At 32.9% G+C, this 26,322-nt stretch carries 23 protein-coding genes and 1 rRNA gene; 13 read left to right on the top strand and 11 right to left on the bottom strand.

The window, feature by feature from the left end:
* Positions 1-179: 179 nt before the first annotated feature.
* A complete protein-coding gene (locus FLAPXU55_RS05070; RefSeq protein WP_180856842.1) occupies positions 180-1,736 on the bottom strand; it encodes a hypothetical protein in 1,557 nt (518 codons plus the stop codon).
* Positions 1,737-1,852: 116 nt separating this feature from the next.
* Between FLAPXU55_RS05070 and FLAPXU55_RS05065 the strand changes: the two genes are divergently transcribed.
* The gene (locus FLAPXU55_RS05065) at positions 1,853-4,240 is read left to right on the top strand and encodes a penicillin acylase family protein (protein ID WP_180856841.1); all 2,388 of its coding nucleotides are present in this window, start codon (positions 1,853-1,855) and stop codon (positions 4,238-4,240) included.
* Between the two features lie 140 nt (positions 4,241-4,380).
* Here FLAPXU55_RS05065 and FLAPXU55_RS05060 read toward each other — a convergent pair whose 3' ends face one another.
* The 7 genes from FLAPXU55_RS05060 to FLAPXU55_RS05030 all read right to left on the bottom strand — a co-directional run bounded on the left by FLAPXU55_RS05060 (position 4,381) and on the right by FLAPXU55_RS05030 (position 11,226).
* Positions 4,381-4,830 carry a hypothetical protein gene (locus FLAPXU55_RS05060; protein WP_180856840.1) on the bottom strand — a complete coding sequence of 150 codons (450 nt, stop codon included), beginning with the start codon at positions 4,828-4,830 and terminating at the stop codon, positions 4,381-4,383.
* Between the two features lie 151 nt (positions 4,831-4,981).
* Positions 4,982-6,439 carry a serine hydrolase domain-containing protein gene (locus FLAPXU55_RS05055; protein ID WP_180856839.1) on the bottom strand — a complete coding sequence of 486 codons (1,458 nt, stop codon included), beginning with the start codon at positions 6,437-6,439 and terminating at the stop codon, positions 4,982-4,984.
* 222 nt (positions 6,440-6,661) lie between these two features.
* A complete protein-coding gene (locus FLAPXU55_RS05050; RefSeq protein ID WP_235991992.1) occupies positions 6,662-7,186 on the bottom strand; it encodes a nuclear transport factor 2 family protein in 525 nt (174 codons plus the stop codon).
* Positions 7,173-8,681, bottom strand: coding sequence for a serine hydrolase (locus tag FLAPXU55_RS05045; protein WP_180856838.1), 1,509 nt, complete (start codon positions 8,679-8,681; stop codon positions 7,173-7,175). The genes FLAPXU55_RS05050 and FLAPXU55_RS05045 overlap by 14 nt, the downstream gene beginning before the upstream one ends.
* A gap of 74 nt (positions 8,682-8,755) precedes the next feature.
* Positions 8,756-9,547, bottom strand: a complete 792-nt coding sequence (locus tag FLAPXU55_RS05040; protein WP_180856837.1) for a helix-turn-helix domain-containing protein — start codon at positions 9,545-9,547, stop codon at positions 8,756-8,758.
* Between the two features lie 36 nt (positions 9,548-9,583).
* Positions 9,584-10,492, bottom strand: coding sequence for a GTP pyrophosphokinase (locus FLAPXU55_RS05035; RefSeq protein ID WP_180856836.1), 909 nt, complete (start codon positions 10,490-10,492; stop codon positions 9,584-9,586).
* 140 nt (positions 10,493-10,632) lie between these two features.
* Complete coding sequence (locus tag FLAPXU55_RS05030) at positions 10,633-11,226, bottom strand: GNAT family N-acetyltransferase (RefSeq protein WP_180856835.1); 594 nt, start codon at positions 11,224-11,226, stop codon at positions 10,633-10,635.
* Positions 11,227-11,683: 457 nt separating this feature from the next.
* Between FLAPXU55_RS05030 and FLAPXU55_RS05025 the strand changes: the two genes are divergently transcribed.
* Positions 11,684-13,027: an FAD-dependent oxidoreductase gene (locus tag FLAPXU55_RS05025; RefSeq protein WP_180856834.1), complete on the top strand. Its 1,344-nt coding sequence runs from the start codon at positions 11,684-11,686 to the stop codon at positions 13,025-13,027.
* 162 nt (positions 13,028-13,189) lie between these two features.
* On the opposite strand, the gene FLAPXU55_RS05020 is transcribed toward FLAPXU55_RS05025, so the two are convergent.
* Complete coding sequence (locus FLAPXU55_RS05020) at positions 13,190-14,707, bottom strand: helicase HerA-like domain-containing protein (protein WP_180856833.1); 1,518 nt, start codon at positions 14,705-14,707, stop codon at positions 13,190-13,192.
* A 380-nt stretch (positions 14,708-15,087) separates the two neighbouring features.
* On the opposite strand from FLAPXU55_RS05020, the gene FLAPXU55_RS05015 reads away from it, so the two are divergent.
* The 8 genes from FLAPXU55_RS05015 to FLAPXU55_RS04985 all read left to right on the top strand — a co-directional run bounded on the left by FLAPXU55_RS05015 (position 15,088) and on the right by FLAPXU55_RS04985 (position 21,586).
* Complete coding sequence (locus FLAPXU55_RS05015) at positions 15,088-15,912, top strand: MotA/TolQ/ExbB proton channel family protein (RefSeq protein WP_053472543.1); 825 nt, start codon at positions 15,088-15,090, stop codon at positions 15,910-15,912.
* A gap of 55 nt (positions 15,913-15,967) precedes the next feature.
* Positions 15,968-16,594, top strand: coding sequence for an ExbD/TolR family protein (locus FLAPXU55_RS05010; RefSeq protein ID WP_053472544.1), 627 nt, complete (start codon positions 15,968-15,970; stop codon positions 16,592-16,594).
* 19 nt (positions 16,595-16,613) lie between these two features.
* Positions 16,614-17,171 (top strand): ExbD/TolR family protein, encoded by a 558-nt coding sequence (locus FLAPXU55_RS05005; protein ID WP_053472545.1) that lies wholly within the window; start codon positions 16,614-16,616, stop codon positions 17,169-17,171.
* A gap of 36 nt (positions 17,172-17,207) precedes the next feature.
* Positions 17,208-18,008, top strand: coding sequence for an energy transducer TonB (locus FLAPXU55_RS05000; RefSeq protein WP_180856832.1), 801 nt, complete (start codon positions 17,208-17,210; stop codon positions 18,006-18,008).
* Entirely contained in the window at positions 18,008-18,238 is a 231-nt protein-coding gene (locus tag FLAPXU55_RS24070; protein WP_053472547.1) for a hypothetical protein, read from the top strand. Before FLAPXU55_RS05000 ends, FLAPXU55_RS24070 begins: the two co-directional genes overlap by 1 nt.
* A gap of 2 nt (positions 18,239-18,240) precedes the next feature.
* Positions 18,241-19,164, top strand: coding sequence for a PstS family phosphate ABC transporter substrate-binding protein (locus FLAPXU55_RS04995; RefSeq protein WP_053472548.1), 924 nt, complete (start codon positions 18,241-18,243; stop codon positions 19,162-19,164).
* Between the two features lie 16 nt (positions 19,165-19,180).
* Positions 19,181-20,851: a tetratricopeptide repeat protein gene (locus FLAPXU55_RS04990; protein ID WP_180856831.1), complete on the top strand. Its 1,671-nt coding sequence runs from the start codon at positions 19,181-19,183 to the stop codon at positions 20,849-20,851.
* 102 nt (positions 20,852-20,953) lie between these two features.
* On the top strand, positions 20,954-21,586 hold the full coding sequence (locus tag FLAPXU55_RS04985) for a 7-carboxy-7-deazaguanine synthase QueE (protein ID WP_053472550.1): 633 nt from the start codon (positions 20,954-20,956) through the stop codon (positions 21,584-21,586).
* Between the two features lie 76 nt (positions 21,587-21,662).
* On the opposite strand, the gene FLAPXU55_RS04980 is transcribed toward FLAPXU55_RS04985, so the two are convergent.
* Both FLAPXU55_RS04980 and FLAPXU55_RS04975 read right to left on the bottom strand, forming a co-directional pair.
* Complete coding sequence (locus FLAPXU55_RS04980; protein ID WP_180856830.1) at positions 21,663-22,211, bottom strand: YfiT family bacillithiol transferase; 549 nt, start codon at positions 22,209-22,211, stop codon at positions 21,663-21,665.
* A gap of 13 nt (positions 22,212-22,224) precedes the next feature.
* On the bottom strand, positions 22,225-22,932 hold the full coding sequence (locus tag FLAPXU55_RS04975) for a class I SAM-dependent methyltransferase (RefSeq protein WP_180856829.1): 708 nt from the start codon (positions 22,930-22,932) through the stop codon (positions 22,225-22,227).
* Between the two features lie 74 nt (positions 22,933-23,006).
* Between FLAPXU55_RS04975 and FLAPXU55_RS04970 the strand changes: the two genes are divergently transcribed.
* From FLAPXU55_RS04970 to FLAPXU55_RS04960, 3 genes are all read left to right on the top strand, one after another.
* Positions 23,007-23,501, top strand: coding sequence for a YkgJ family cysteine cluster protein (locus FLAPXU55_RS04970; RefSeq protein WP_053472553.1), 495 nt, complete (start codon positions 23,007-23,009; stop codon positions 23,499-23,501).
* A 108-nt stretch (positions 23,502-23,609) separates the two neighbouring features.
* The gene (locus FLAPXU55_RS04965) at positions 23,610-24,845 is read left to right on the top strand and encodes an ABC transporter permease (protein WP_180856828.1); all 1,236 of its coding nucleotides are present in this window, start codon (positions 23,610-23,612) and stop codon (positions 24,843-24,845) included.
* 1,107 nt (positions 24,846-25,952) lie between these two features.
* Positions 25,953-26,322, top strand: a 16S ribosomal RNA gene (locus tag FLAPXU55_RS04960); the annotation flags it as partial.

Raw genomic sequence — 26,322 nt, 5'->3', positions numbered from 1 at the left:
TATTGATTGTGTTCCTGCGGTTGAAACCGCAGGCTATGTTTTCTTTGCGTATATTTTTTCAATATAGCCCGTGGTTTCAACCACGGGGAACGTATTGTAAGAATGCGTTATGGAATTCTTTACGGAAATATATTGTTTTCCTGCGGTTGAAACCGCAGGCTATATTGATGTATATGCATTTATATCAAAATCTTCTTCAAAGACTCAGCAATACTTCTCCATAAAAAGTTATAAAATGATTTTTCCTGAATTCTTTCAATTTCAACATCGGCGGTTTTAGCTTTGTCTTTTGAATCGTTTTTGACAAGCAAATTAACAATTGCCGATTTAAGTTTGGCTTCTTTTTCAGGATGTTTCTTTTTGTATAATTTTACTTTTAAATCGTCATAATCTAAAGAAGCATTTCCTTTTGAAATATTATCATTTCCGTAGAAATTAAATCGGTATTTATTAAAAACTCCAGTGAAAGACGCATTCATATAAGGTTTGCTGAATTGCCCCATCGATCTCACATCAAAATTCGAAATCACGCCCTGAATGTGAAAACCGTCATTTTTATCCAGAACATTAAAACTCCAATCGACATTAAGAGGTGAAGTTTTCATAAAAATACATTTCACTTTGATTTTGACATCGTTGGTTTTTTTCAAACCAAAACCACTTCGTAGGTTTGTTGCCTGAAGGTTGAATTTGTCGAAATTTAAAACTCCGGGACCTTTAGAAAAGTCAATTTCTTCTTCGTAAACTAATTTTGATTTGAGAACCTGCAAAGTATCAATTTGAAGCGGGAATTTTATATTTCGCAATAAATGATTGTACAGATATTTTTTGCTTAAATCATCTTTTGGCATTTTTCCGCGATAAATATTCGCATCAAAATGATTGATTACAAGTGAATTTGCTTTGAAGAAAAAACGATCGTTTTTAAAACCCCAATCCATTTTTGAAACTTGAGCCGAGTCGAATTTCAAAGTGTAAATGTCTTTTTCTTTATCTAAACGCTTAATAAAATCGGGGCGTTTAAATTGCGGAAGATTAGAGAAATTGTTGATTTTTAAAAAATTTTTCTCGGTACTTATTTTTCCAATATTAATATGATAAAATGCACTTGGTCTGTAAAATAAACTATCAATAACTAAGGCATAACTATTATACTGCAGCGGAATTTTTTCTTTTAAAGTGGCATCTGTAAGCAGAATTCCTTCTAATTTCAGAATGATTTTTTTGATGCTGAAAATAGGTTTTTGAGAATCTAAAGAAACAACATCGACAGTTCCGTCATTTAAGTAAATATTCGAAACAGCAATAATTTTACGGAAAGGTTCAAAGATTTCGCTTTTTATGCTTTTACTGTTATTCAACAATTTTTCACCTTTTTTATATAAAATGACTCTAGGTTTATTGATGATAATACTTTCGGCCTGAATAATATCGCGAAAAGCCAAATCCCAAATATTAAAATGTTTTATTGTAATAGATTCAATTTTAGAGAAAAGCCCATTTTTGCTGTCTTTCGGCTGATTCTTCGGACTCACTAATAATGTCTCTGCATAGATATTTCGGGAAAATAGAGAAACTTCAATTTTTTCGTAATTGATGTTATAAACGGTTTTGTTTTTCTCGTGAATAATAATCGGAAGCTGTTTTTTAATCCAGTAATTCAGGCCAATATTTGCCAAAATCACAAGCAGGAAAAGGGAAATTACACCGATTACTATTTTTTTATATATAGACATTTATAAGATTGATTTTAAATACATAAATTTAGGCTTTAAAAAAGGATGATTATTACATTATTCTTCATTTTGGTTACATCATTTTACAAACATCACGGTTTATACTTTTGCAAAATATGAGAAGATTTAAAAAATTTCTGCTGCTTTTAGTACTGCTTATTGTTGTACTTGGAATAGGTTTATGTGCTTATATTTTTCATTTAAAACCCAAGTATGAAGGAGAATTAGAATTAAAGAATCTCGAGAAAGAAACAACGGTATATTTTGATGAATATGGTGTTCCTCACATTTATGCCGATTCTGAAAAAGATGCCATGACGGCGCTTGGGTATGTTCATGCTCAGGAAAGATTATGGCAGATGGAATTGCTTCGCAGAATTGCTCCGGGAAAATTATCGGAAATCTTCGGATCTGTGGCGCTTAAAAATGATAAGTTTTTTGCCGGAATTGGTATCGAAGAGGCTTCGGCGAAAGCCATTGCCAAATTAGATAAAAACAGCGAAAGTTATAAATTGACGCAAGCGTATCTGGACGGAATTAATCAATATTTAGAAGAAGGAACAACGCCAATTGAATTTACATTGGTTGGAGTAAAAAAAGAAAAATTCACCATAAAAGACGTTTATAATATCTTCGGGTATATGTCTTTTAGTTTTGCAATGGCTCAAAAAACAGATCCTTTATTGACTGATATTAAAAATAAATATGGAGTCGAATATTTGAAAGATTTAGGGATTGAAGGCGAATTCAATAATACCCAAATTAAAAGTTCAAAAGAAAATATCGAAGATTATACCGCTGTTTCAAAATCGATTACGGCTTTGTTAGATAAATCGCCAATTCCCCCATTTATAGGAAGTAACAGCTGGGTGGCGGGACCGCACAAAACGAAAAGCGGAAAAGTAATTTTTGCCAATGATCCGCATATTGGCTTTTCACAGCCGGCAACTTGGTACGAAGCACATATTGTAACTCCCAAACATGAATTATATGGCTGTTATCTGGCAGGAACTCCGTTTCCGTTATTGGCGCACAATCGCGATTATGCCTATGGTTTAACAATGTTTGAAAATGATGACATCGATTTTTATCAGGAAAAAAATAAAGACGGTGATTCTAATCAATATCAAACACCAACAGGTTTTGCGAATTACGAAATCAGAAAAAAAACAATTAAAGTAAAAGATACTTCGGATGTTGTGTTGACGATTAAGTCAAGCCGACACGGACCAATTATGAATGATTTGCTGGAACGATTGGATCGTAAAAATCCAATTGCAATGTTGTGGACTTACACGCATCAGCCCATTCAAATTCTGGATGCTGCTTATGGTCTTTCACATGCTAAAAACAAAGACGATTTTAAAAAAGCCGCGAGCTTAATTGCTGCGCCGGGATTGAATGTGATGTACGGCGATGCCAAAGGAAATGTAGGTTGGTGGGCGACAGGGAAATTATATAAACATAACAAAGGGGTAAATACACATTTAATTTTAGACGGTTCAAGTGGGAAAGATGATATTGTAGAATATTTAGATTTTTCTAAAAACCCATCGGCTGAAAATCCGAAATGGGGGTATGTATATTCTGCCAATAATCAGCCGGAACCAATTGATGGTTATTTATATCCGGGATATTATCTGCCCGAAGATCGTGCGAAAAGAATTTCTGGTTTAATGGATGCAAAATCAGATTGGGATAAAGAAGCGATCAGTAAAATGATTTACGATAATACATCGGAAGTTGCAGTTGGAACGGTTCAAAACCTAATTTCGAATATTGATCTTACTTCTATTTCGGCATCAGAAAAAGAAGCCATAAAAGTTTTAAAATCCTGGAAAGGAACTACAAACCTGGAAGATGTTGCGCCAACGATTTACAATAAATGGGTTTATCTTTATTTGAAAAATACTTTTGAAGACGAAATGGGCGAAGACAATTTCAATATGTTTTTAGGAATTTCTGTTGGAAAACAAGTTATTGCGAATCAGGTTAAAAATGAAAACTCGGTTTGGTGGGATAATATCAAAACCAAAAATGTAAAAGAAACCAGAAAAGACATCGTTTCAAAATCGTTTCATGAAGCGATTTCAGATCTTCAAAAACAATTAGGAACCACAATTACTGATTGGAAATGGGGAGAAGTTCACACCGTTGAACACGAACATCCGCTAGGAAAAGTTGCTGCACTTCGCGGTTTATTTAATGTTGGGCCTTTTGCTTCTCCGGGATCAAATGAAGTAATTAATAATTTATTCTTTGGACTAAATAATGAAGGAAAGTATTATGTAAAAGGCGGTCCTTCAACCAGAAGAATTGTAGATTTCTCAGATATTGAAAACAGCTGGAGTATTCTGCCAACGGGACAATCAGGAAATCCGTTCAGCAAACATTACAGCGATCAGGCAGAAATGTACAACGCCGGAAAGTTCAGAAAAATGAAATTAAATAAAGAGGAAATTATAAAAACGTCGACTAAACTGGTTTTGAAACCTAAAGGGTAGTTTGTTTTTGTTTCAAGTTTCAAGTTTCAGGTTTCAAGTTTTGTGTTGCGAAATCTTTGTCAAAGTTTAAAACTTTGACAAAGATGTTGAGACTTTAAGAAAACTCAGAATCTTAGTGTCTTAGAAACTTAGCCACTTTTTTACTTCGAAATATACTTCCCTTTCACAATATCATTAGCAAAAATATTCAGGTTATTAGTAAGGACTTTACTTGTCGTCATAATATTTTGGGTTTGATAGGCAGTGTCTTTCTCGTATGCTTTTAGCAAAGTTTCCAGTTCAACTTCATCATAAACAACAAAAAGATTGTAGATCGCATCTCTAAAGTTTTTGTAATTAATGCTTTCCGTAATTTCCATTGCTTTTTGTTCGTTCCAGCCTTCTTTTGCAGAAGCTTCGTTTATTTTAGAAAGACAATAATCAATTACATAATTTTTGTAATGAGCCGCTTCGACGATTTTATCAATTATGATTTTATTTTGCTGTGAGGGCATTTTTGCAGATGGAGAATTTGTCTGCGAAATACAAATAGTTGGGATTAAAAGGCATAACAATAAAGCCAGAAAAGCGTGCTTTTTTAGATTTTTCATAGGTTATTTTAGTTGTTTTGGGTACGGCTAAAATAATATTTTTTATGATAAATCATAAAGTTTGAATGTTACAAGTTATAACAAAAAGAACTCCGATAAAAAAGATTTTGAATCGATTTTACCGGAGTTGATTTAAGAGATTTTCTAAAAATTATTTTGATTTATTTTTTGAAAGTTCTTCTACTACTTTTTTTCCATTTTCATTTGAAGGATCAAGTTCAACAGATTTTGAATAATTGGCTAAAGCCAGTTTTTTATCTCCATCGGCTAAATAAGCTTCGCCCAAACTATCATAAACATTTCCAGATTTTGGAAAAGCTTCTACATTAATTTTAAAAATTTCTATGGCTTCTTTCTTTTTTCCAGTTTGCAATAATTGGTAGCCAACATTATTCATGTCACCTTCCTTAATACCATAAGTTGAATCGTTTTTCAATTTCTTATAAGTATCTACGCCAGCGGTTGTTCCTTTGGTTTTAAAAACTTCTAAAAGTTCAAGAGCCATTGATCTTTTTGCCTGATTGTATGGCTGGTTGTATAGAATATTACGAATGGCTTCATTCATTTCGCCTAAAACTGTTCCGCCGGTATTGTTCAATAAAAGAACTAAATTTTTATCAGCAGGCACGCGGGAAATGATTGTGTTAAATCCGTTAATTCCTCCGCCGTGCTCTATAATTTTATATTGTTTACCACCAATTTTCTCTTCAGATAAAAACCATCCGTATCCGTAACCTTCATTTCCAGACGAGATGTAAGATTTAAATAAAGATTCCATTGATTTTTCTGAAAGTATTTTATTGCCATAAAGCGCCTGATCCCAAAGATATAAATCTTCTACAGTTGAGTATAAAGATCCTGCAGCATACGGAATACTCATGTCAATAAAAGAAGCGTTAACATAGTTTTTGCCTTGTTTTTCGTAACCGGCAGCTCTGTTTTTAAGTATAACTTCGCTATGGTCAAAACCTGTATTTACCAGATTTAAAGGTGTAAGGATAGTTTCTTGTAAATACTGCTCGTATGTTTTTCCTGTAATTTTTTCGATAATATAACCCAATAAAAAGTAACCTGAGTTACTATAACTAAATTTTTCGCCTGGCTTAAAATCCAGAGGCAGTTTATTAAACGTTTTTACAAACTCTTCAGGAGTACTTGGGTTACGGCTTTTTTCTCTAAGGAAGTTTGGTGCAGAAGTATAATTTGGAATTCCGGATGTATGCGTTAACAAATGATGAATCGTGATTTTATCACCGTTTTCTTTTGGATAATCCGGTAAATAAGTTGTGATTGGAACATCAAGTTTTACTTTTCCTTCTTCAGCCAGTTTTACAATTAAAAACGCCGTAAATTGTTTGCTGATAGAACCTAACCTAAATTTAGTATCAGGTTGATTTGGAATATTCCATTCCATATTAGCTTGGCCAAAACCTTTTTTAAAGATTACTTTTCCATTTTCTGCCACTAACGCAGATCCGTTAAATTGTCCGTATTCAGTGTATTTAGCTAAAAGATCTTCGATTTGTTTTGCTTTATCCTGCGCAAAAGTAGTTATTGTAAAAAACGATAGTATTGCGCAGAGTGCGATGAGTTTGATTGATTTTTTCATAATCCTGGTTATGGGTTTAGTTAATGAATGATGCGTTTTGATTGATAATTGAAACTTCTAACAATTAGATATTCAATAAAAATGAAATCGAAAGTACGATTTTTTTTACTTGAATAAATTCGGATGCTTAAAATGTTAGACGATTGAATTACAATTTGGTTTCAACATTCATCGATTTTTTTCATTCATTTACTAAAAAAGAATTTGAGTATTAACTAGGGGTTAGTTTTTATAAGGTCTATGCTCGTAACTCACAATTCGTTTCAATTTCCAATCTTTACCATTTCTTTCCCAAATATGAACAAATTTTCCGGTTCCTTTTGGAACGCCATCAACATAAAAAGTGTGTTCTCCTAATTGTACAGCTCCAAAATCGCCTAATTTATCAATTGTACAGGAATTTAATTTTCTGGTTAATTTTTCCGGGCTCTCACATTTTGAAATCAACGATTTGATTTCATTTGCCTGAGATATATTCAATCCAGAGCGGTCATCGTAAAACTCAACATCTTCTGAAATTATTTTTTTGAATAGAGCAGCATCGCATTGATTGAATGCAACATCAAAAAGTAAACTGTCCATTTTAATAATTTCAGTTTTTAAAAGATCCATTTTTAAAATCTCTGAATTGGTTTGCGCAATAGCTTCTCTTCTTAAAAATAACATAAAGAGAACTAATATATTGATCATTTTTGGCATAGCTGTAGTTTTATAATATTGATTTTCGGGAGAATTATTTCGTTTCAATATCGATTAGTTTTTGCCCGTTTTCTCCAAGATAATGCAAGAGTAAATCTTTGTATACTTTATAACCGTCATCAACATTGGTAAAAACAACAAGACCTTGCTTTGTTTTAGGAAGTATAAAAAACAGCGTTTGAACACCTTGATCTGCGCCTCCGTGTGATAAAGCATATTCTCCGTTTCCGAAATCATAAATCTCAAAACCAAGACCAAAATATTTATCTTTTTTAGTTGTCACCTGATGCGCGTTCATATCGTCAAACACTTTTTTACTTAAGCCTTCGCTGTTTATAACACTGCAAAGAAATTTTCCATAATCTTCAATAGTCGTTAATAAATCGTCGGCGGCGTTTGCAGTTTTATTCTTAACCGGTTCATACGCATTTCCTTTGTTATCATAATTAATGGCATATCTAGAAAGATCAATTTTATCATTCCAGATAAGCTGCGAATCATTCATTTTTATTGGTTCAAAAACCAATTTTGATGCTAATTGTTCTAATGTTTTATGGAATTTTTTCTCTAATGCTTTTCGCAGATATTCAAAACCTTCGCCAGAATATTGATATTTTGTTCCAGGTTTGAATTTGAAATCCAGTTTTTTAGATTTATTTAAAAATCTCCAGTTTGGGAAACCAGTTTGATGACTTAAAACAATTCTCGTAGTCAATAATTTTAAATAAGGATCATTTGCAATATCAGGATCTGTCCAGTATTTATAAAGCGGCTCGTCAAGATCCCATTTTCCTGAACTCACTAATTTTAAAGTCGTAATCGCAGTGATAGGTTTTGTTAAAGAAGCTACGTTCCAAATGGTATTATATGGCGCGGTAACACCTTTTTTTAGTTCACCAAAAACTTTTACCTGTTTCAGTTTTCCATCTGTAATAATGCCGATTCCTAAAGCAGGAACTTTGTTTTCTTTCAGCCATTTTTCGGTTAAATCGTCATTATCAAAAAGGTTTGATTTCGTTGGTGCAGAACTTGTCATTTGATGATTGTAGCTCAATGATCGCGCTAATTTCCAATCTTTATTTTTTAAAAGCCAAACGTGGGTAAATTTTGCTATGCTTCCAAATTGTTCCGGCTTTCCCGCCGAAGTTTCATAAAAACGGTGCGTTCCTATTTGTATCGCACCATACAAAACACCTTTTTTGTACATTGGATAAATTTCTGTGCTTCCGTCAACTAATTCTCTTCGGGATTGATACGTTGTCGGCGATCCGCATAATCCGTTTTTTAGAGTTTTTAAAAATCGACCTTTGTCTGAAATACTATCTTTGTCGTGAAAAAACTCAAAATCTTCAGTTAATAAATCTTCAAATTGTTTGATGTTGCAAGTATTGAAACCAATATTAAAAAGAAGACTGTCTTTTGACATAATGATTTTGTACAAAGCTGAGTTTTCGGTTTCCTGGGAAAATCCAAATTGGATCTGAAAAAGTAAAATTCCAATTAAAATAAGTTTTAATTGAAAAAAAGTGTGATTGATTTTCATTGTGATTGATTGATGATTAATGATTTGCAATATTACATCAATCAAAATATGAAAAATAGTATAAAAGCGAAAACTTACCTTTTTTGCGAAAGAAAATAGGAATTGGGATCAAACATCTTTGGCGTTGTTTTCGTTACATCTTTAAACTTTTTTATAAAATGCGATTGATCAAAATATTTGTTGTACAATGCAACATCGGTTAGTTTTAGTTTTTCTAAATCAGAATTTACCATTTGATCAACCGATTTCCTGAACTTCAAAATCTGAATGTATTTTTTAATCGTAAGTCCGGTTGCTGTTTTAAATTTAATCTGCAGCAATCGTTGCGATGATTTTAAATAAGAACTAATTTCTGAAACCGAAATTTCTTCCTGATTTTTAATGATTTCGCAGATTTTTTCGATTATATTTTTATCTGAATGTAAATCAGACAATTCCTCAAAATAAGTATTTATGGTGTTCAATAAAGTTTCAATTTCTGCATCAGTTTGAACTTTAAAAGGCAATTCTTCAGGATTAATTTTAAGAATAGAATCTGTAAAATTACTTAAATCATATTTAGGAAACATCGAAAGCGTCCATGTATGAAGCTGTATTATAGTAACTTTGGTTTTCGGCTGAATATTCACCAAAACTTTATTGGTCATTTGCGAACAAAAGTAAGCACCTTCGTTCATTTCGTATTTATTTTTACTTGTATGAACTTCTATAGCATTCCCAGTTACAATGGCAAGATTAAAACAGCCGTTTGGTAAAACGAGTTTGTTTTCAATAAAGCTTTTGCCGATGCTGTTGTTTAAACACCAAATTTTATTGACGAACCTTTCAGCTTTTTGAGTTACGTAATGTTCTGAGTAGAGGTTCATTTTTTGGTTGTCTGTATGTTTTTTTGCTACTTAATATTATATTTCCTCTTGTTCTTTTTTCTCTTGTTTTTTATCAATTTCAGCTTTATAGTGATCTAGTATATCAAAAACTTTGCTAATAAATTTTTCATCAGAATAATCGTCTAAAATAAATTTATTATATATTAACTCGTGTAACGCTCTTGTTGTAAGGATGTTATAATCGTGTTCGACTTTTGAACTGAGTTCTCGATTAAAATTATCATTTACATTATAATTATCATTTGAAGATTCTTTCATGATTCTTCTAAAAGTTTCTGGATTTAAATCCATTTTTAAAATTTGTTCAAATGGTGAGTTTTCAGTCTGCTCAAAATGTTTTACAACATCATTTTTAATATTTTGTAACTTATCATCAACAACTTCAAGTAAAGCAGATAGTCGATATAAATCTCGTCTTATAACTTGTGGAATATTTTCTTCTCTTTTATAAGATAATGAATGAGAAGTTTCGGCCCAAATATGTTCTGAAAGAGTTCTAATTTGAACTTCTATTTTTTTATTTTGATGATATTTAAAATCAGGTGTTCTTATCCAATCTTCTTTAACTTCCAATATTAAATGTGTTGAACTATATCCAAATTTGTCTACAATCGGGCTTTCTTTTTTATATTCGACAGCTGGATTAAATTCTTGAAGCAACAAATTTGTAACTTGATCCTTATATTCAGGAAAAAGTAGTACAATTCGAAGACCCACTAGGTCATTAAGTTCAGTAATAGTTTTTTTTATTTTAAATCGTTTTGAGCTATCTTTTTCTTGAATAGAATCAAGTTTTTTAAGTCTCCCATAAATATTAAATGCTATCGGTATATTATGGTCAATTAAAAGTTTTTCAATAACTCTTTTTACTTCTTTCAGAAAATCAGCATAACTTTCTTGGATTTTAGCGTACTCTTCTTCCATAAATTATAAATATTATGATTTTTAAGTTATATCGAACTTGTTACCTGAATATTACTTTAGAGAATAATTTAAGCTAAAATAGTTTTTTTATTATAACGTCTGGAATTATTTATTTGATTATTAGTGTTTTGTTTTTTAATCTATAAAAACTCCCCAAAATAATCTCGCTTAGTATGCTGCCATTCCTCTAAAATTATGCTATAATAAACATCGTCTTTACTGTTTCCTTCAGAATCGATATAATTATTTCTAAATAAACCTTCTTTTAAAGCCCCCAAGTTTTCAATCGCTCTTTGCGATCTTAAATTTTCAAGATCAGCGCTGAATTGTATTCTTTTAAATTGAATATTTTCGAAGCCAAATTTCAATAATTCATATTTACAGGCTTTGTTTAAACCAGTTCCCTGAAAATCTTTCCCGTACCAAGTCCAGCCAATTTCACATTTTTGGCTCGCATGATTTAAATAGCCATAACGGGTACTTCCGGCCACTCTATTTGAAGCTTTGTCTATAATAAGAAATGGATAACAAATTCCGTCTGCTTTTTGTTTTAAGATGCTTTGAATGTAATTTTCGAAATCCTGATCGTTGCGAACATACATTCCCATATATTTCCAGATTTCGTCATCAAAAATAATTTCTTTGAGCTCGATGTTTCTTTCATTCTCAAATGGAATCAATAATACTTTTTCATTTTCTAAAATGATTTCTGATTGTAAAATTTCGCTGTTCATTGTGGTTGGTTTATTAATGTCTTTTTGAATTAAGTTTTTTAAATGCTGGAGAGGGTTTCTCGCAAAGTCGCGAAGACGCAAAGGTTTTTTTCATTTTATGTCATTTCGACGAAGGAGAAATCTCCGCAAGAAGCTCGACAAAGATTAGATTCTCGTTGCGGAGTTACTCGTGGAGATTTCTCCTTCGTCGAAATGACAAACAGTAGCTTATTATTGTTTTAAAAAACTTTGCGTCTTCGCGACTTTGCGAGATTTTTTTCCTCATTTAAGATTTTTCTTTAAACGAAATTACTTCTTTAGAAAATCTAAATAAATCTAATAAAACAGGAATTTGTTATGAAAATGGTTGTAGATGCCCAGCTAAATATTGGTATTTAAGGTTAAATATTTGTTGTAATTTAAAGCTTATGTACAATTATTACTTATTTTTACGATCTTATATATTAGATTTTCCCCGATGCAAACTTCACTAAAAATTGCTGTTGTAGGTTCTGGACTTGTAGGATCGCTGTTGGCAATTTATCTTAAAAAAGCAGGTCACACAGTTCATGTTTATGATCGCAGCCCTGATATTCGAAAAATAAATTTTTCCGGCCGTTCTATTAATCTTGCAATGTCTAATCGTGGTTGGAAAGCGCTAGACGGCGTTGGAATTGGAGATGCGGTTCGGGAAATTGCAATTCCTATGGATAAACGTGCCATCCATTTAGTCGATAAACTCAATTTTCAGAATTATGGACAGGAAGGCGAATCGATTTATTCGATTTCCAGAGGAAAGCTAAACCGTAAAATGATTGATTTAGCCGAAAATGCAGGAGCCGAATTTCATTTTGAACAAAAAATCTGGGATGTAACGCTGAGTGATGCAACTTTGCACATTGGCGAAAGTGAAAGAGGCGAGTGGGAAGAGCGAAAATACGATATGGTTTTTGGTGCCGATGGAGCTTTTTCGAGAATCCGCCACAGAATGCAGCGTCAGAGCATGTTTAATTATTCGCAGGAATTTTTAAATATGGGGTATAAGGAATTGAATATTCCTGCAAACGCTGACGGAACTCATAAATTAGATAAAAATTCATTTCATATTTGGCCGAGAGGCGAGTACATGTTAATTGCGCTTCCTAATCTTGACGGAAGTTTTACCTGCACATTATTTATGCCTTTTGAAGGCGCTAATTCTTTTGAGTCGCTTACAGATCGTAAAATGGTGGAAGATTTCTTTGAGAAAAATTTCCCGGATTCGATTGAAGTGATTCCGGAACTGGCAAATGATTTCTTTAAAAATCCAACAAGTACTTTGGTAACCATGAAATGTTTTCCGTGGACTTACGAAGATAAAATTGCTTTAATTGGAGATGCCTGCCATGCTATTGTTCCGTTTTACGGACAAGGAATGAATGCCGGTTTTGAAGATATTACGGTTCTGAACGAAATGATTGAGAAATTTGGAAACGACTGGAAAAAGATTTTCGCTGAATATCAAATTTCACGCAAACCAAATGCCGATGCAATTGCGGAACTTTCGTACCGAAATTTCATGGAAATGAGTACCAAAACGGCAGATGAAAAATTCTTATTACAAAAGAAAATAGAAAAAGTATTTTCAGATAAACATCCGGATAAATGGATACCGCTCTACAGCCGCGTTACTTTTAGTGATCGCCCATATGCCGAAGCTTTGGCAATTGGAGATTTCCAAAACGGAATTATGGAAGAAGTTTTAAAACTGGATAACATAGAAAATATCTGGAACTCAGCAGAAGTTGAAAATAAAATTTTGGATTTACTTCAAAAAGCATAATTTTTTTTAAACCATATAAGTGATATAAGTTAATATAAAATGCTTTACGCATAAAAATTAAACCCGACAGATTTTTAAAACCTGTCGGGTTTAATATTTAGCTTAATGTAATTCGCCATATGAATTAAATGAACTTATATAACTTATATGGTTTAATATTTTTTACTTTTTTAAAAATTTTGATAAAACGCCAAAAACACCTCTTATAAAAGTAGCGCTTGTTACCACTTTAAGAACAGATTTTGTAACAACCTCTGTAGTGCTTGGTTCTGATTTTGAAGATTTTGTTGGAGCTTGTTCTTCTTGTTGAGCAGCGACTTCATTAGCATCAGCTATTTTTTTAGTTAAGATTTCGAAAGCACTTTCGCGGTCAATTTCCTCAGCGTATTTTTTAACCAGTTTCGATTTTCCGTTTATTTCATCAATTTCTGAAGCCGATAAAATATCCATTCTACTTTGTGGCGCACGCATCATTGTAGCAACAAGCGGCGTTGGAACTCCTTTTTCGTTTAGAGCTGTTACCAAAGCCTCTCCAATTCCTAAACTTGTAAGCAATTCATCAGTTTTATAATATTGAGAAGTTGGGTAATTATCCGCTGTTTTTTTAATCGCCTGACGATCATTTGCTGTAAAAGCTCTAAGTGCATGCTGAATTTTTAATCCTAATTGTGCCAAAACTCCACTCGGAACATCCATTGGATTTTGAGTAACAAAATAAACTCCGACACCTTTTGAACGTATCAATTTTACAATCGTTTCAATTTGCTCTAATAACGCTTTGCTGGCTTCATTAAAAATTAAATGGGCTTCATCTATAAATATAACCAGTTCAGGCTGTTCTGCATCTCCTTTTTCAGGCATTTTTTGATAAATCTCTGCCAAAAGACTTAACATAAAAGTGGAGAATAATTTTGGTTTATCCTGAATATCCGTCAAGCGGATGATATTTACATAACCTTTTCCGTTTTCGTCAATTCGCATTAAATCATCCGTTTCAAAAGACAATTCACCAAAAAACAAATCTCCGTCTTGCTGCTCCAGTTCAATGATTTTTCTAAGAATCGTTCCGGTTGTAGCAGTTGAAATTTTGCCATAACTGGCTGCGATTTCTTCTTTGCCTTCTTCGGTAATATAATTGATAACCTTTTTGATATCTTTTAAATCTAACAAAGGCATTTGCTTGTCATCACAATATTTAAAAATAACAGCAACAACTCCGGCTTGCGTATCATTTAAATCTAAAATTCTCGAAAATAAAACCGGACCAAATTCAGAAACCGTTGCACGCAGACGAACTCCGTTTTGTTTAGACAGCGACATTAATTCAACCGGAAATGCAGCTACATTATAAGGTATATTTATTTTAGCGTGGCGCTCTGTAATAAAACCTTCCTCTTTTCCTTCTTTTGCAATACCGCTAAAATCACCTTTAATATCCATCATTAAAACAGGAATTCCGGCATTTGATAACTGCTCAGAAAAAACCTGAATTGTTTTTGTTTTTCCAGTTCCGGTTGCTCCGGCAATAAGACCGTGGCGGTTTAATGTCTTTAAAGGAATCTTGACGTGAGCCTCAGCAATTGCTTCACCATCTAAAATTGCACCACCCAAAATAATAGAGTCGCCCTTAGCAGAATAACCGTTGTTTATGTCCTGAATGAAATTATCTTTTTTATTCATGTTTTTATTTGTAATTTAGATGATTATAAGGGTTTTGTTTGGTTTTTTAACAAAATAACTATCTTTTTTTTAGTAGGAAAATGCTTTTTTTGATTGGAATAAACATAAAAAATAAATTCGCAGCTTTTTAAGAAGATTTCAATGGATTGTTTGAATATTCACTAAAACGTTGTAATTTTTTTATTAATCGCCTTTTTTTTTGTTTTATCATAAAAATGATGGCGACAAATTAATGAGATATTTTTTAATTTGACGTTAAATTTCCTTCAATAAAATTAAAAAAAGTTTTTTTATTTAAACTAAACGTATAAATTTGCTACCCTACAAGTTAAATATAACTAAAAAATGAAAATTATTTAAAAATATTAAAATTGATTCTAATGGCAAACGTTAAAGTTAAAAAAGAAAGCACTTCAAATGGAGGAGGGATGATTACAGGAATCATTATTGTTGCGTGTATTTTGGTTGGGGTGTTTATTTGGAAAGTAATCATGGGAGATGCGTCTAACTTCGAAGGAGGTAACCCTGAAACTGGACATCCAATCAATACATTAGGACAAGTTTATAAAGGAGGATTTATTGTACCAGTATTATTAGGTATGTTTTTAATGGTTGTTGTTTTTTCAATTGAAAGATTCATTGTTATCGGTAAAGCTGCTGGAAAATCTAACCTTGACAAATTCATGAAAAGCGTTCAAGGAAGTATTAAAGAAGGAAACATCGAGGCTGCTATCGCTTCATGTGACAAACAACAAGGTTCAGTTGCAAACGCAATTAAATCTGCTTTGATTAAATATCAAGACGTTAAAAAAGAAGGTTTCAACAGTGAAGAAGCTTCAGAAGTAATCCACAAAGAAATCGAAGAGGCAACTTCATTAGAAATGCCAATGTTAGAAAAAAATATGACTATTATCTCTACTTTAGTATCATTAGGAACTTTAGGAGGATTATTAGGAACTGTATCAGGTATGATTAAAGCCTTTGGTGCGTTAGCTTCTGCTGGAACTCCAGATCAAGCTGCTCTTGCAACTGGTATTTCTGAAGCACTTATCAACACTGCAACAGGTATCTCTACTTCTATCTTAGCAATCGTTTCTTACAACTTCTTTACTGCTAAAATTGACGATTTAACTTACTCTATCGATGAGGCTGGTACTACAATCGTGAATACTTACAGAAGATTCAGAGGAAGTTTGAAACAATAATTAATTTTTGATATTAATAATTATAATTAATTATATCAAAATAAAATAAAAGAGAATGGCTAAAATAAAAATGAAAAAAAAGTCAACATCGACAGATATGACTGCCATGTGTGATGTTGCGTTCCTTTTGCTTACGTTCTTTATTTTGACCGCTACTGCTAAGGTGCCTGAAGCACTTCCTGTAGATATGCCTGCATCTGTTGCTGAATTTAAATTACCAGATACTGATTTGGCAATTATTACAGTAGGTAAAGATAAAGATGGGAAAAGCAAAGTGTTTTTTGACCTAAAAGGAAGAGAGATTCGTAAAAGAACTCTTGAAGGAATGGGGGCAAAATTCGGTGTGACTTTTTCAGAAGATGATAAAACTAAATTTGCTTTGATGGATGACTTCGGTGTTCCTGTAACAAGTTTAAAACAAATCATTGGTATGACTTCAGCTGAAAGAGTAAAAGCGGATCAACCTGGAATTCCAATAGATTCTTTAGATAATCAATTAAAAGAATGGTTGTTAGTTTCAAGAAGAGCTGCGATTGATCTAGATGATAAAGAATTGCAGATTGCAATTAAAGGAGATGCTAAAGAAGAATATCCAAAAATTAAAAAAATTATGGATATTTTACAAGATCAGAAAATCAATTCCTTTAACTTAGTTACAGGTACGAGAGGAAAAGACTTTTAATTAAAAAAGATACACTAAAATGGCTGAATTAAATACCGGCGACGGTGGTGGCGGAAAAGGTGGCAAGGTAAGAAGTAAAAAGCAAAACTCGAAAGTCGATTTAACGGCTATGGTGGATTTGGCATTCTTATTGATCACATTCTTCATGTTAACCACATCGTTGTCAAAACCTCAATCGATGGATTTGTCTTTGCCAAATAAAGATGATGATACGACTAAAACAGTGGACACGAAAGTAGATGAAAATCGTACAATGACTGTAATACTTGGTGCGGATAATAAATTGACTTATTATATGGGATTGTTAGAAAAACCTATTGGTGGACCTAAAGATATTGCATATGGTAAAGATGGGATTCGTAGAGAACTGCTTAAAAGAAAGAAAACAGTTTTAGAATATTCTGCTGCTAAAGGGAAGCCTAAACAGGGAATTATTGTTATTATCAAACCAACTAAAAAATCAAATTACCGTAATTTGGTAGATATATTGGATGAAATGGCGATTACTAAAGTTGATACGTATGCTATTGTTCCTGAGTTTACACCAGAGGAAACAAAATTGATAGAGAAAAAATAAGGGTTATCTTGTTTTAACATCCTAATAATCAAGAAAATGAAATTAGATATAATTAAAAACACGTGGCTTGATATCGTATTCGAAGGACGTAATAAGATATATGGTGCATACGAGTTAAGAAAATCGAACAACAAAACTACGGTAAAAGCGCTTATCATAGGTTCGATAATTTTTAGCTTTGCTGTTGCAGCTCCTCTTATTGCTAGTTTTTTACCAGAATCTGGTGAAGAAGAAGTAGATAACAATGTTAAGATTGCTACAGTGAAATTACCTCCTAAAAAAGAGGAAGTAAAGCCGAATCAACCACCACCACCACCACCACCACCAAAAGTGGATCAGGTGAAATTTACAAAACCGGTTGTTGCTAAAGCGGAAGAAGTTACTGAAGATCCTCCAAAAATTGAGGATTTGAAAGACAAGAAAGTAGGTAATGAAACTATCAAAGGAGATCCGGATGCAGTTTTAACTGTTGATGAGCCAGTAGGTACAGGACCAGTTTCTCAAGTCGTAGAAGAAGATAACAGTGTATACAACACAGCTGGTATCGAAGTAAAACCTGATTTCCCTGGAGGGATGGATAAATTCTACAAATTCGTAGGAAATAATTACAAGACTCCGGAAGAAGAAGGTCTAAAAGGTAAAGTTTACGTTACTTTTGTAGTTGAAAAAGACGGTTCATTAACCGACATTAAAGTTTTAAGGGATATCGGTTACGGTACAGGAGCAGAAGCAATTCGTGTTCTTAAAAAATGTCCAAAATGGACTCCCGGCGAGCAAAATGGTAAAAAAGTTAGGGTTCTTTACTCTTTACCTATTACTATTCAATCTGCAGAATAATGTTAAAAGATATGCTTAATAATATTCAGAAGAAATCGCTCAAAGAGCGATTTCTTCTTGTTTTAGGAATACTGTTTTTTTTAATATATCTTGTGCTGGGTTTAATGATTATGTTTTGGGAAAAACTTCCTTTAAATATGGAGCCTAAATACAGATATGCTTTTGGTGGATTACTTATTGTATATTCTGCAATACGTTTTCTGCGATTGATAAATTCTAATACAGAGTAATTATGTTAAAATATAGTAAAGTTGTTGGTTTGGTTCTTTTTGTTTTTTTGTTTGTTATGTGCAACCAAAAAAGCAAAAATGAATCTGAAAACGAAACAATTTTAAAAGGATCAGTTGATGTTACTGTTGATGAAACTATAAAGCAAATTGTCGATGATCAGGTTGCTGTTTTTGAAGGGACATATTACGATGCTAAGATTACCGTTAAGCCAAAGTCAGAAGTGGAGCTTATTAACGACCTGTTAAATAAGAAAGCTAAAGTTGTTGTAACAGCTAGAAAATTGACTAATGAAGAATTAGGAAGATTCGAAAAAAGTAAAATTAAACCTAGAGTTACACCTTTTGCAGTTGATGGAATTGCCTTAATTGCAAAAAAGAACAATAATGATACATTAATTGCGTTGAAAACTGTAATTGATTTTTTACAGGGTAAAGGTGATTCTAAGATAAAAGGAATTGTTTTTGACAATCCAAATTCCAGCACAGTACGCTATATGAAAGAACTGGCGAAAGTAAAAGATTTCCCTTCTGCAGGTGTTTTTTCTTTCAAAACAAATGATGAAGTTATTAAATTTGTTTCAGAAAATGATGAAATGATTGGTGTTGTTGGAGTGAATTGGCTGTCACAGCCGTCACCGGACATGGTTGAGACAATAAAGAAAATTGATGTTTTAAGTGTTAAGGGGTTAAATGATAATGAATATTACAGCCCTAGTCAAACTAACATAGCATTAAACAAATATCCTTTGGCACGTGATTTGTTTATTATAAACTGTCAGGGTTATTCTGGACTAGGAATGGGACTTGCCTCTTTCATGGCTGGTGAGATTGGTCAAAGAATAGTTTTGAAATCTGGGTTAATGCCTGTAAAGACTCCAGGCAGAAAATTCAATATTAGAAGTCAAATTATAAACGATAAAGAATAAATTAATTACTATAAAGATGAATAAATTTAAAATTTTTAGTCTTGCTATGATTGCTACAGCTTCTGTTGCAAATGCGCAAGACATTAAAGAAGCAAAAAAGGCAATCGATGCTGAACAGTTTCAAAAAGCAAAATCATTACTTAAATCAATCATCAAAGCTAAACCTTCTGATGGAGAAGCTAATTTTGTTTTAGGTAATATTTACTTAAATCAGAGTGTTGTTGATTCTGCTAAAATATATTACTTAAACGGAATTGAAGCATCAGATAAGAAAAACTTAAACTATATTGGTTTAGGTCAAATCGATCTTGATAATAAAAACACTGCTAGTGCACAAGCTAACTTTGCTTTGGCAACAAAAGATATTAAGCGTAAAGACGTAGATGAATTCATTTACATTGGTAAAGCTTACATGAACTCTGTAAATCCAGATTATACAAATGCAGTTGCAAGTTTGAAAAAAGCTTTATTAATCGAACCGCAAAATGCAAGTGCACTTTTGGCTATCGGAGATGCATATTATGGAGCTAACAATCAAAATGATGCTTACAAAGCTTATCGTGATGCTTTTACAGCAGATCCAACTCTTTTAAGAGCAAAAATGCAATTAGGTGTTTTATTGAAAGGAGCAAAATCTTACGATGAAGCTATTAAATCTTTCAATGAAGTTATCGCTTTGAACCCAAATTATGGTCCAGTTTACAGAGAATTAGCTGAAACATATTACAAATGGGGAAGAAACAAACCTTCTACAGCTAAAGTTAATTTGCAAAACGCAATTACTAACTACGAAAAATACCTAAGCTTAACAGATTACTCTTTAGATTCTAAAATGCGTCACGCAGATTTCTTGATCTTGGTAAAAGATTACAAGAGTTTAGAAACTGTAGCAAACAAAATGATTGCTGAAGATAAAGTAAACCCTAGAATCTTTAGATATTTAGGTTATGCTGCTTATGAAAACGGAAATGTTGATGTAGCTATCAAATCTATCGAAGATTATATCAAAACTCCAACGAATAAAGTAATTGGCAGAGATTATTTATATTTAGGTTTATCTAAAATCAAAAAAGGAACAAATGCTGAAGGTGCTGTAGATCAGGCTTCATTTGACGCAGGTCTTGCAGATATCAAAAAAGCAATCGAATTAGAACCATTAGTAGTTGAAGAACTTAATGATTTAGGAAAAGCTTTATTTGGTAAAAAACAATTTGGTCAGGCTGCTTCTATCTTTGAATTCGGTGCAAACAATAAAGACTCTAAGAATTACTTAGATGATAACGTTTACTACGGTATTTCTGTTTACTACGCAAATGCTAATAAAACTGGCGGAGCTGTTGCCGATGCTGCTCAGTTAGCTAAAGCAGATGCTGCTTTTGACAGAATCTTAGTTGCATCTCCAACTTATGATGAGGCTTACTTATACAAAGGAAGAATCAACAACTTGTTAGAGAAAGATGATTTAATTATCAAAAACTACGAAGAGTACGTTGCTAAAACAACTGCAAAAGGTGCTGAAGAATTAGCAAAACCAGCTACAGTTAAAAAAATCGTAGAAGCTTACAACAGTATCGGAGCAAGTTATGCAAACACTGATAAAGCAAAAGCAATTGAATATTTCAATAAAACTTTAGTTTTAGATCCGGCAAATGCATACGCTTCACAATCTGTGAAAGCTTTAAAATAATATAGTTTTTAAACTAATTTATTAAAACCGATAGTTCGCTTTGAACTATCGGTTTTTTTGTTCCGTAATTAATTGACTATCTTTGCACATTAAATTAAAATAATGTTACCAAAAGAAATACAATTAGAAGTAAACAAAGGAGCCATGCTGCCTTTGATGGAAGAATTTTATACCATTCAGGGCGAAGGATATCATACCGGAACCGCTGCTTACTTCATTAGAATTGGAGGTTGTGATGTTGGGTGTCACTGGTGTGATGTGAAAGAGAGCTGGAATGCAGAACTGCATCCGCCAACAAATATCGATGTAATTGTAAATAATGCTTCAAGTTATGCCAATACAGTTGTGGTTACCGGCGGTGAACCACTTACATGGGACATGACACTATTGACGCAGCAATTAAAAAATAAAAACTTAAAAGTTCATATTGAAACTTCCGGAGCTTATCCTTTATCTGGAACTTGGGACTGGATTTGTCTTTCGCCAAAGAAAAACAAACTTCCAACACCAGATGTTTATGCTAACGCGCATGAATTAAAAGTAATTATTTATAATAAGCACGATTTTATCTTTGCAGAAGAACAAGCAGAATTAGTTAATGATGATGCTATTTTGTTTCTTCAGCCAGAGTGGAGTAAAAAAGAAGAAATGACTCCGCTGATTGTTGATTATGTAATGAATAATCCGAAATGGAGAGTTTCACTTCAAACACATAAGTATTTAAATATACCTTAGATCATAAAAAACCTCTTCTAATTTAGAAGAGGTTTTTTTTATGTAATAAATACACACTGTATAAAAAAGAAACATTTTATTGTTTCCAGTTTTTCTGATTCTTTAAATTGACAATCTGTGCTAAATGATGATTTCCGTGCCAGGCATACATACCAATAATTTGTTGAATTCGATATTCAGAATTATTCTCGGGATGAATAAATGACTTTTCTAAATCAACTTGCGATAAGTTTTTCATTATATATGCTAATCTAAAATGCAATCCTTCTAATAAATTTAGTGTCGGAGCGATTGGCATCGTTAAATTATCCGGCATTTCAGACCACAATTTTTCATCATAAGGTTTTATAATCGGATTGTTCTCAGTTAAAGCCCACTTTAATCTAATGTAACAATTCATGTGACTTTCGGCGCAATGATGAATTACTTGTCGAACAGTCCAGCCTTCAGGTCGATACTGAGTGTCTAATTGTTCGCCATTAAGAGGGGTAACTTCCTTTTTTAACCTTTCTGGAAAAGTCGAAATCTCTTCAATCCTATCTAAAATGTATTTAGAGGTGAATTCTTTAGGAACTTCAAATTTTCCTATAGGGTATTTTAATTTTTCTAAATCTAAATTTTCCATGATTAAAAGATATTTATATTGAAAGTCGGGCCAGATAATCATAATGATCACCTTCCGTAACTAATTCACATTTTAATCCATTTGCAATTGCAGCATTCTGCAGTGTGTTATAATCGAGGTATAGCCAGTCAAAAGTATCTTCTTTTTCTCCTTTATACGATATAGTAAAAGTAAGTTCTCCGTAATACTCTGTTTCAGATGGAATCCATTTTCCGCCATCTTCATCTTCATCAAACATATAAATAATGTCAGAACTGTCAATTAAAATTTGCCCGCCTAAATTCAAAAGCGATTTTAGTTTTGATAAATACGTATTGCAATTTTCTAATTTCCCAAAAATACCAGTTCCGTTCATCAGCAAAATAATCGTATCAAATTTTTCTCCTTCAAAATCTAATATATTTTCAACTTTGGCATTTTTTAAACCGCGAAGCTTGCAAGTTTCAATTGCTTTTTCAGAAATATCTATTGAAATAACCTCTAAATTGCGGTCATTTTGTAAAGACAAACTGTGGCTTCCGGCTCCGCATCCCACATCTAAAGTTTTTCCTGTTGCTAATTGTAAAGCCTTTTGTTCAATTTTCGGCATTTCATCATAAGAGCGGAATAAATATTCAACGCTCATTTCATCTTCTTCAGAAATTGAAGTTTCAGTAATAATATCTTCGGGCGAATTATTGGTTTGGAAATCATACATCGCTTTCCCAAAAAGATCTTTCATTGTAATTTAGTTCAAAGTTTAAGGTTTCAAGTTTAAAGTTGTTTAATTTTGCAGCTCAATTTTAAATATTAAACTTGAAACAGATTTTAAATAACTTAAATAAGTTAGCCAAAGATAAGCATATCGAAAACAAAAAGTATTTTGATAAGCTGAAAAAGAAACAGCCAAAGAATTTAGATTACGTTATGCAGGACCTGCATGATGCCGAATTTAAAAAAACAGATTGTTTACAATGCGCCAATTGCTGTAAAACAACTGGGCCTCTATTTACTTTGGCAGATATTGAAAGAATATCAAAATCTTTCAGACAAAAACCACAACAATTTATCGACCAGTATCTTCGTATTGATGAAGACAAAGATTATGTTTTGAAAAGCGTTCCTTGTACATTTCTGGATAGCGAGAATTATTGTATGATTTACGACGTAAGGCCGAAAGCCTGCCGGGAGTTTCCGCATACAGATCGTAAAAAGTTCCATCAAATTGCTGATCTGACTTTGAAAAATGTTGCAATCTGTCCCGCAGCTTATAATATAGTAGAAGAAATGAAAAAGAAATTACCACTTTAAGAATTAAAATAGCATTGTTACTTTAAGATTATACATTTCGCTTTTTTAAATGTATTTTTGAATAACCTGAAATAGGATAAGAAATATAAATCATAACAGAACCCTAAATTGAATCTAGAATACTTTATAGCAAAAAGACTCATCACTGCAAAAGATTACAAAAGCAGTATATCGGCGCCAATTATTAAAATTGCTATTTCAGCAATTGCAATTGGTATTATTATGATGATGGTTTCTGTAGCAACTGGAATTGGATTGCAGCAAAAAATACGCGAAAAAGTTTCAGCTTTCAACGGTCAGATCATTATTTCGAATTATGACAACAATAATTCAGAGATAACCTTAATTCCAATTTCGAAAAAACAGGATTTTTATCCAAATTTCAAATCAGTTCCAGAAGTAAGCCATATTCAGGCAGTAGCAAGCAAAGCCGGAATAATTAGAACAGAAAATGCCTTTGAAGGAATTGTTTTTAAAGGAGTAGGAGCAGATTATAATTGGAATAATATAAAAGAGTATTTAGTAGAAGGTAAATTACCCGATTTTTCTAAAACACTAACTGAAGAAGTTATTATCTCAAGATTTCTTGCAGATCGATTGAATTTAAAATTAGGAGACAGTTTCAACACCTTCTTCATAAAAGAAGAACAAGGAAAACTGCCCAACAGCCGCCGATTTAAAATCACAGGAATTTTTAGTTCAGGATTCCAGGATTTTGACGCTACATATATAATAGGAGATATTCGCCATATTCAGCGAATAAACAAATGGACTCCGGATCAAGTTGGAGCTTTTGAAGTTTTTGTAAAAGACTTTACAACGATTAAAGAAACAGGAAACCAGATTTACGAACAAATCTCTTCAAATCTCGATACAAAAACAATTACCGAAAAGTACAGCTATATTTTTGACTGGCTTCAGCTTTTTGATTTCAATATAATTGTAATCCTTGCCATAATGATTCTCGTTGCTACAATTAATATGGTAGTAGCATTATTGGTTCTTATTTTAGAGCGCACACAAATGATCGGAATCCTAAAAGCATTAGGAGCAAATAACTGGACAGTTCGCAAAGTTTTTCTATATAATGCATTCTATCTAATTGTTCGAGGGCTGTTTTGGGGTAACTTAATTGGAATTACACTACTGTTAATTCAACAGCAATTCGGAATCATTCATCTAAATCCCGAAAACTACTATGTTAACCAAGCTCCCGTATATTTAAATTGGGGTTATATAGTCCTGTTGAATTTACTAACCATCACGGTATGCTTCTTAGTATTATTAATTCCTTCCTATATAATAACAAAAATCTCTCCTGTAAAAGCAATTCGCTTCGATTGATTTATTAAAACAAGATATTTCATAACCCGACAGTTTTTCAAAACCTGTCGGGTTTGTTTTTATATACATATTATATGTATAATTATACTTAAGTCCCAATTTTCTGTAGAGACACACAGCAGTGCGTCTTATGCGCAACGTTATATCTATTGTATATGTCATGTCCGGCTGAGCGAAGTCGAAGCCTTTTGGTTTGGAATTTGGATTTTAAAAAATTTGGAATTTACTTTTTATAAGGAGCTATTTCCCGCTATCCGTTCCAATCTTTTGTGTCTCGTTAAAGAAACGAGACACAAAAGGATTTCCACTCTATCGGGGCTATGGCATGAGTTTTGAGAATAAAAAATCACGAAGGATGGACTCTTCCAGAAGAAAAACAATCCCAAAAATAGAAACTTAGCGCCTTTGCGGCTCTGCGAGATTAATAAAACGGTAGAAAAACCAGACTTTGCGTCTTAATGCCTTTGCGGCAAAACCAGTCAAAACAAGTGTAAAACATAAAAACTCCTCAAAAACGGAATAGAGAAAGCGTGCTAAAATAAGGAAAAAGCAAAGAGATGCAGAAAAACCTGATAATATTTTAAAAAAGTTCAAATTGTAAAACTTGTGTTATCAGGAAGTTAAGAAATAAATGCAGAAAAGATGGAAAAAATATAAAAAAAAGGCTTGTAAATGTAAATAAAGGTTCTACTTTTGCACCCGCAACAACGAAAGACGTTCACTGAAACACTGGCAGGAAAAGAAATCAAAACTGAAAAATTTTTCAGAAAAAAGATTAGAAAAAGCTTGTGAGATTTGAAAATGCTTTTTACATTTGCACCCCGCAAAACACGGAAGTTCATTGAGAGACTGGAAGGAAAATTGAGAAAAAGGAGACGAAAAAAAAGTTTCAAATTTTTTTTAAATTTTTCTTGCGAGAAACAAAAAGAAGTTTTAGTTTTGCACCCGCTTTGAAACACAAGCGAAGACAAAAAGAAATACACGTTCGTAGACATATTGAATTGACAGCCGTTCCGATGCAAATCGGAACAAAAGAATAAGAGTAATAGAATCGTAAGATTCGAAAAGAACCACTAGAGTAAGCATCGCAATATAATATTAAAATATACGATGAAGAGTTTGATCCTGGCTCAGGATGAACGCTAGCGGCAGGCTTAACACATGCAAGTCGAGGGGTATATTTCTTCGGAGATAGAGACCGGCGCACGGGTGCGTAACGCGTATGCAATCTGCCTTTCACAGAGGGATAGCCCAGAGAAATTTGGATTAATACCTCATAGTATTACGACTCGGCATCGAGATGTAATTAAAGTCACAACGGTGAAAGATGAGCATGCGTCCCATTAGCTAGTTGGTAAGGTAACGGCTTACCAAGGCAACGATGGGTAGGGGTCCTGAGAGGGAGATCCCCCACACTGGTACTGAGACACGGACCAGACTCCTACGGGAGGCAGCAGTGAGGAATATTGGACAATGG

The organism is Flavobacterium panici, assembly GCF_903819335.1.
GTDB lineage: Bacteria > Bacteroidota > Bacteroidia > Flavobacteriales > Flavobacteriaceae > Flavobacterium > Flavobacterium panici.
The sequence above is the reverse complement of the archived record's forward strand: the minus strand, read 5'-3'. Positions and strand labels throughout refer to the sequence as shown.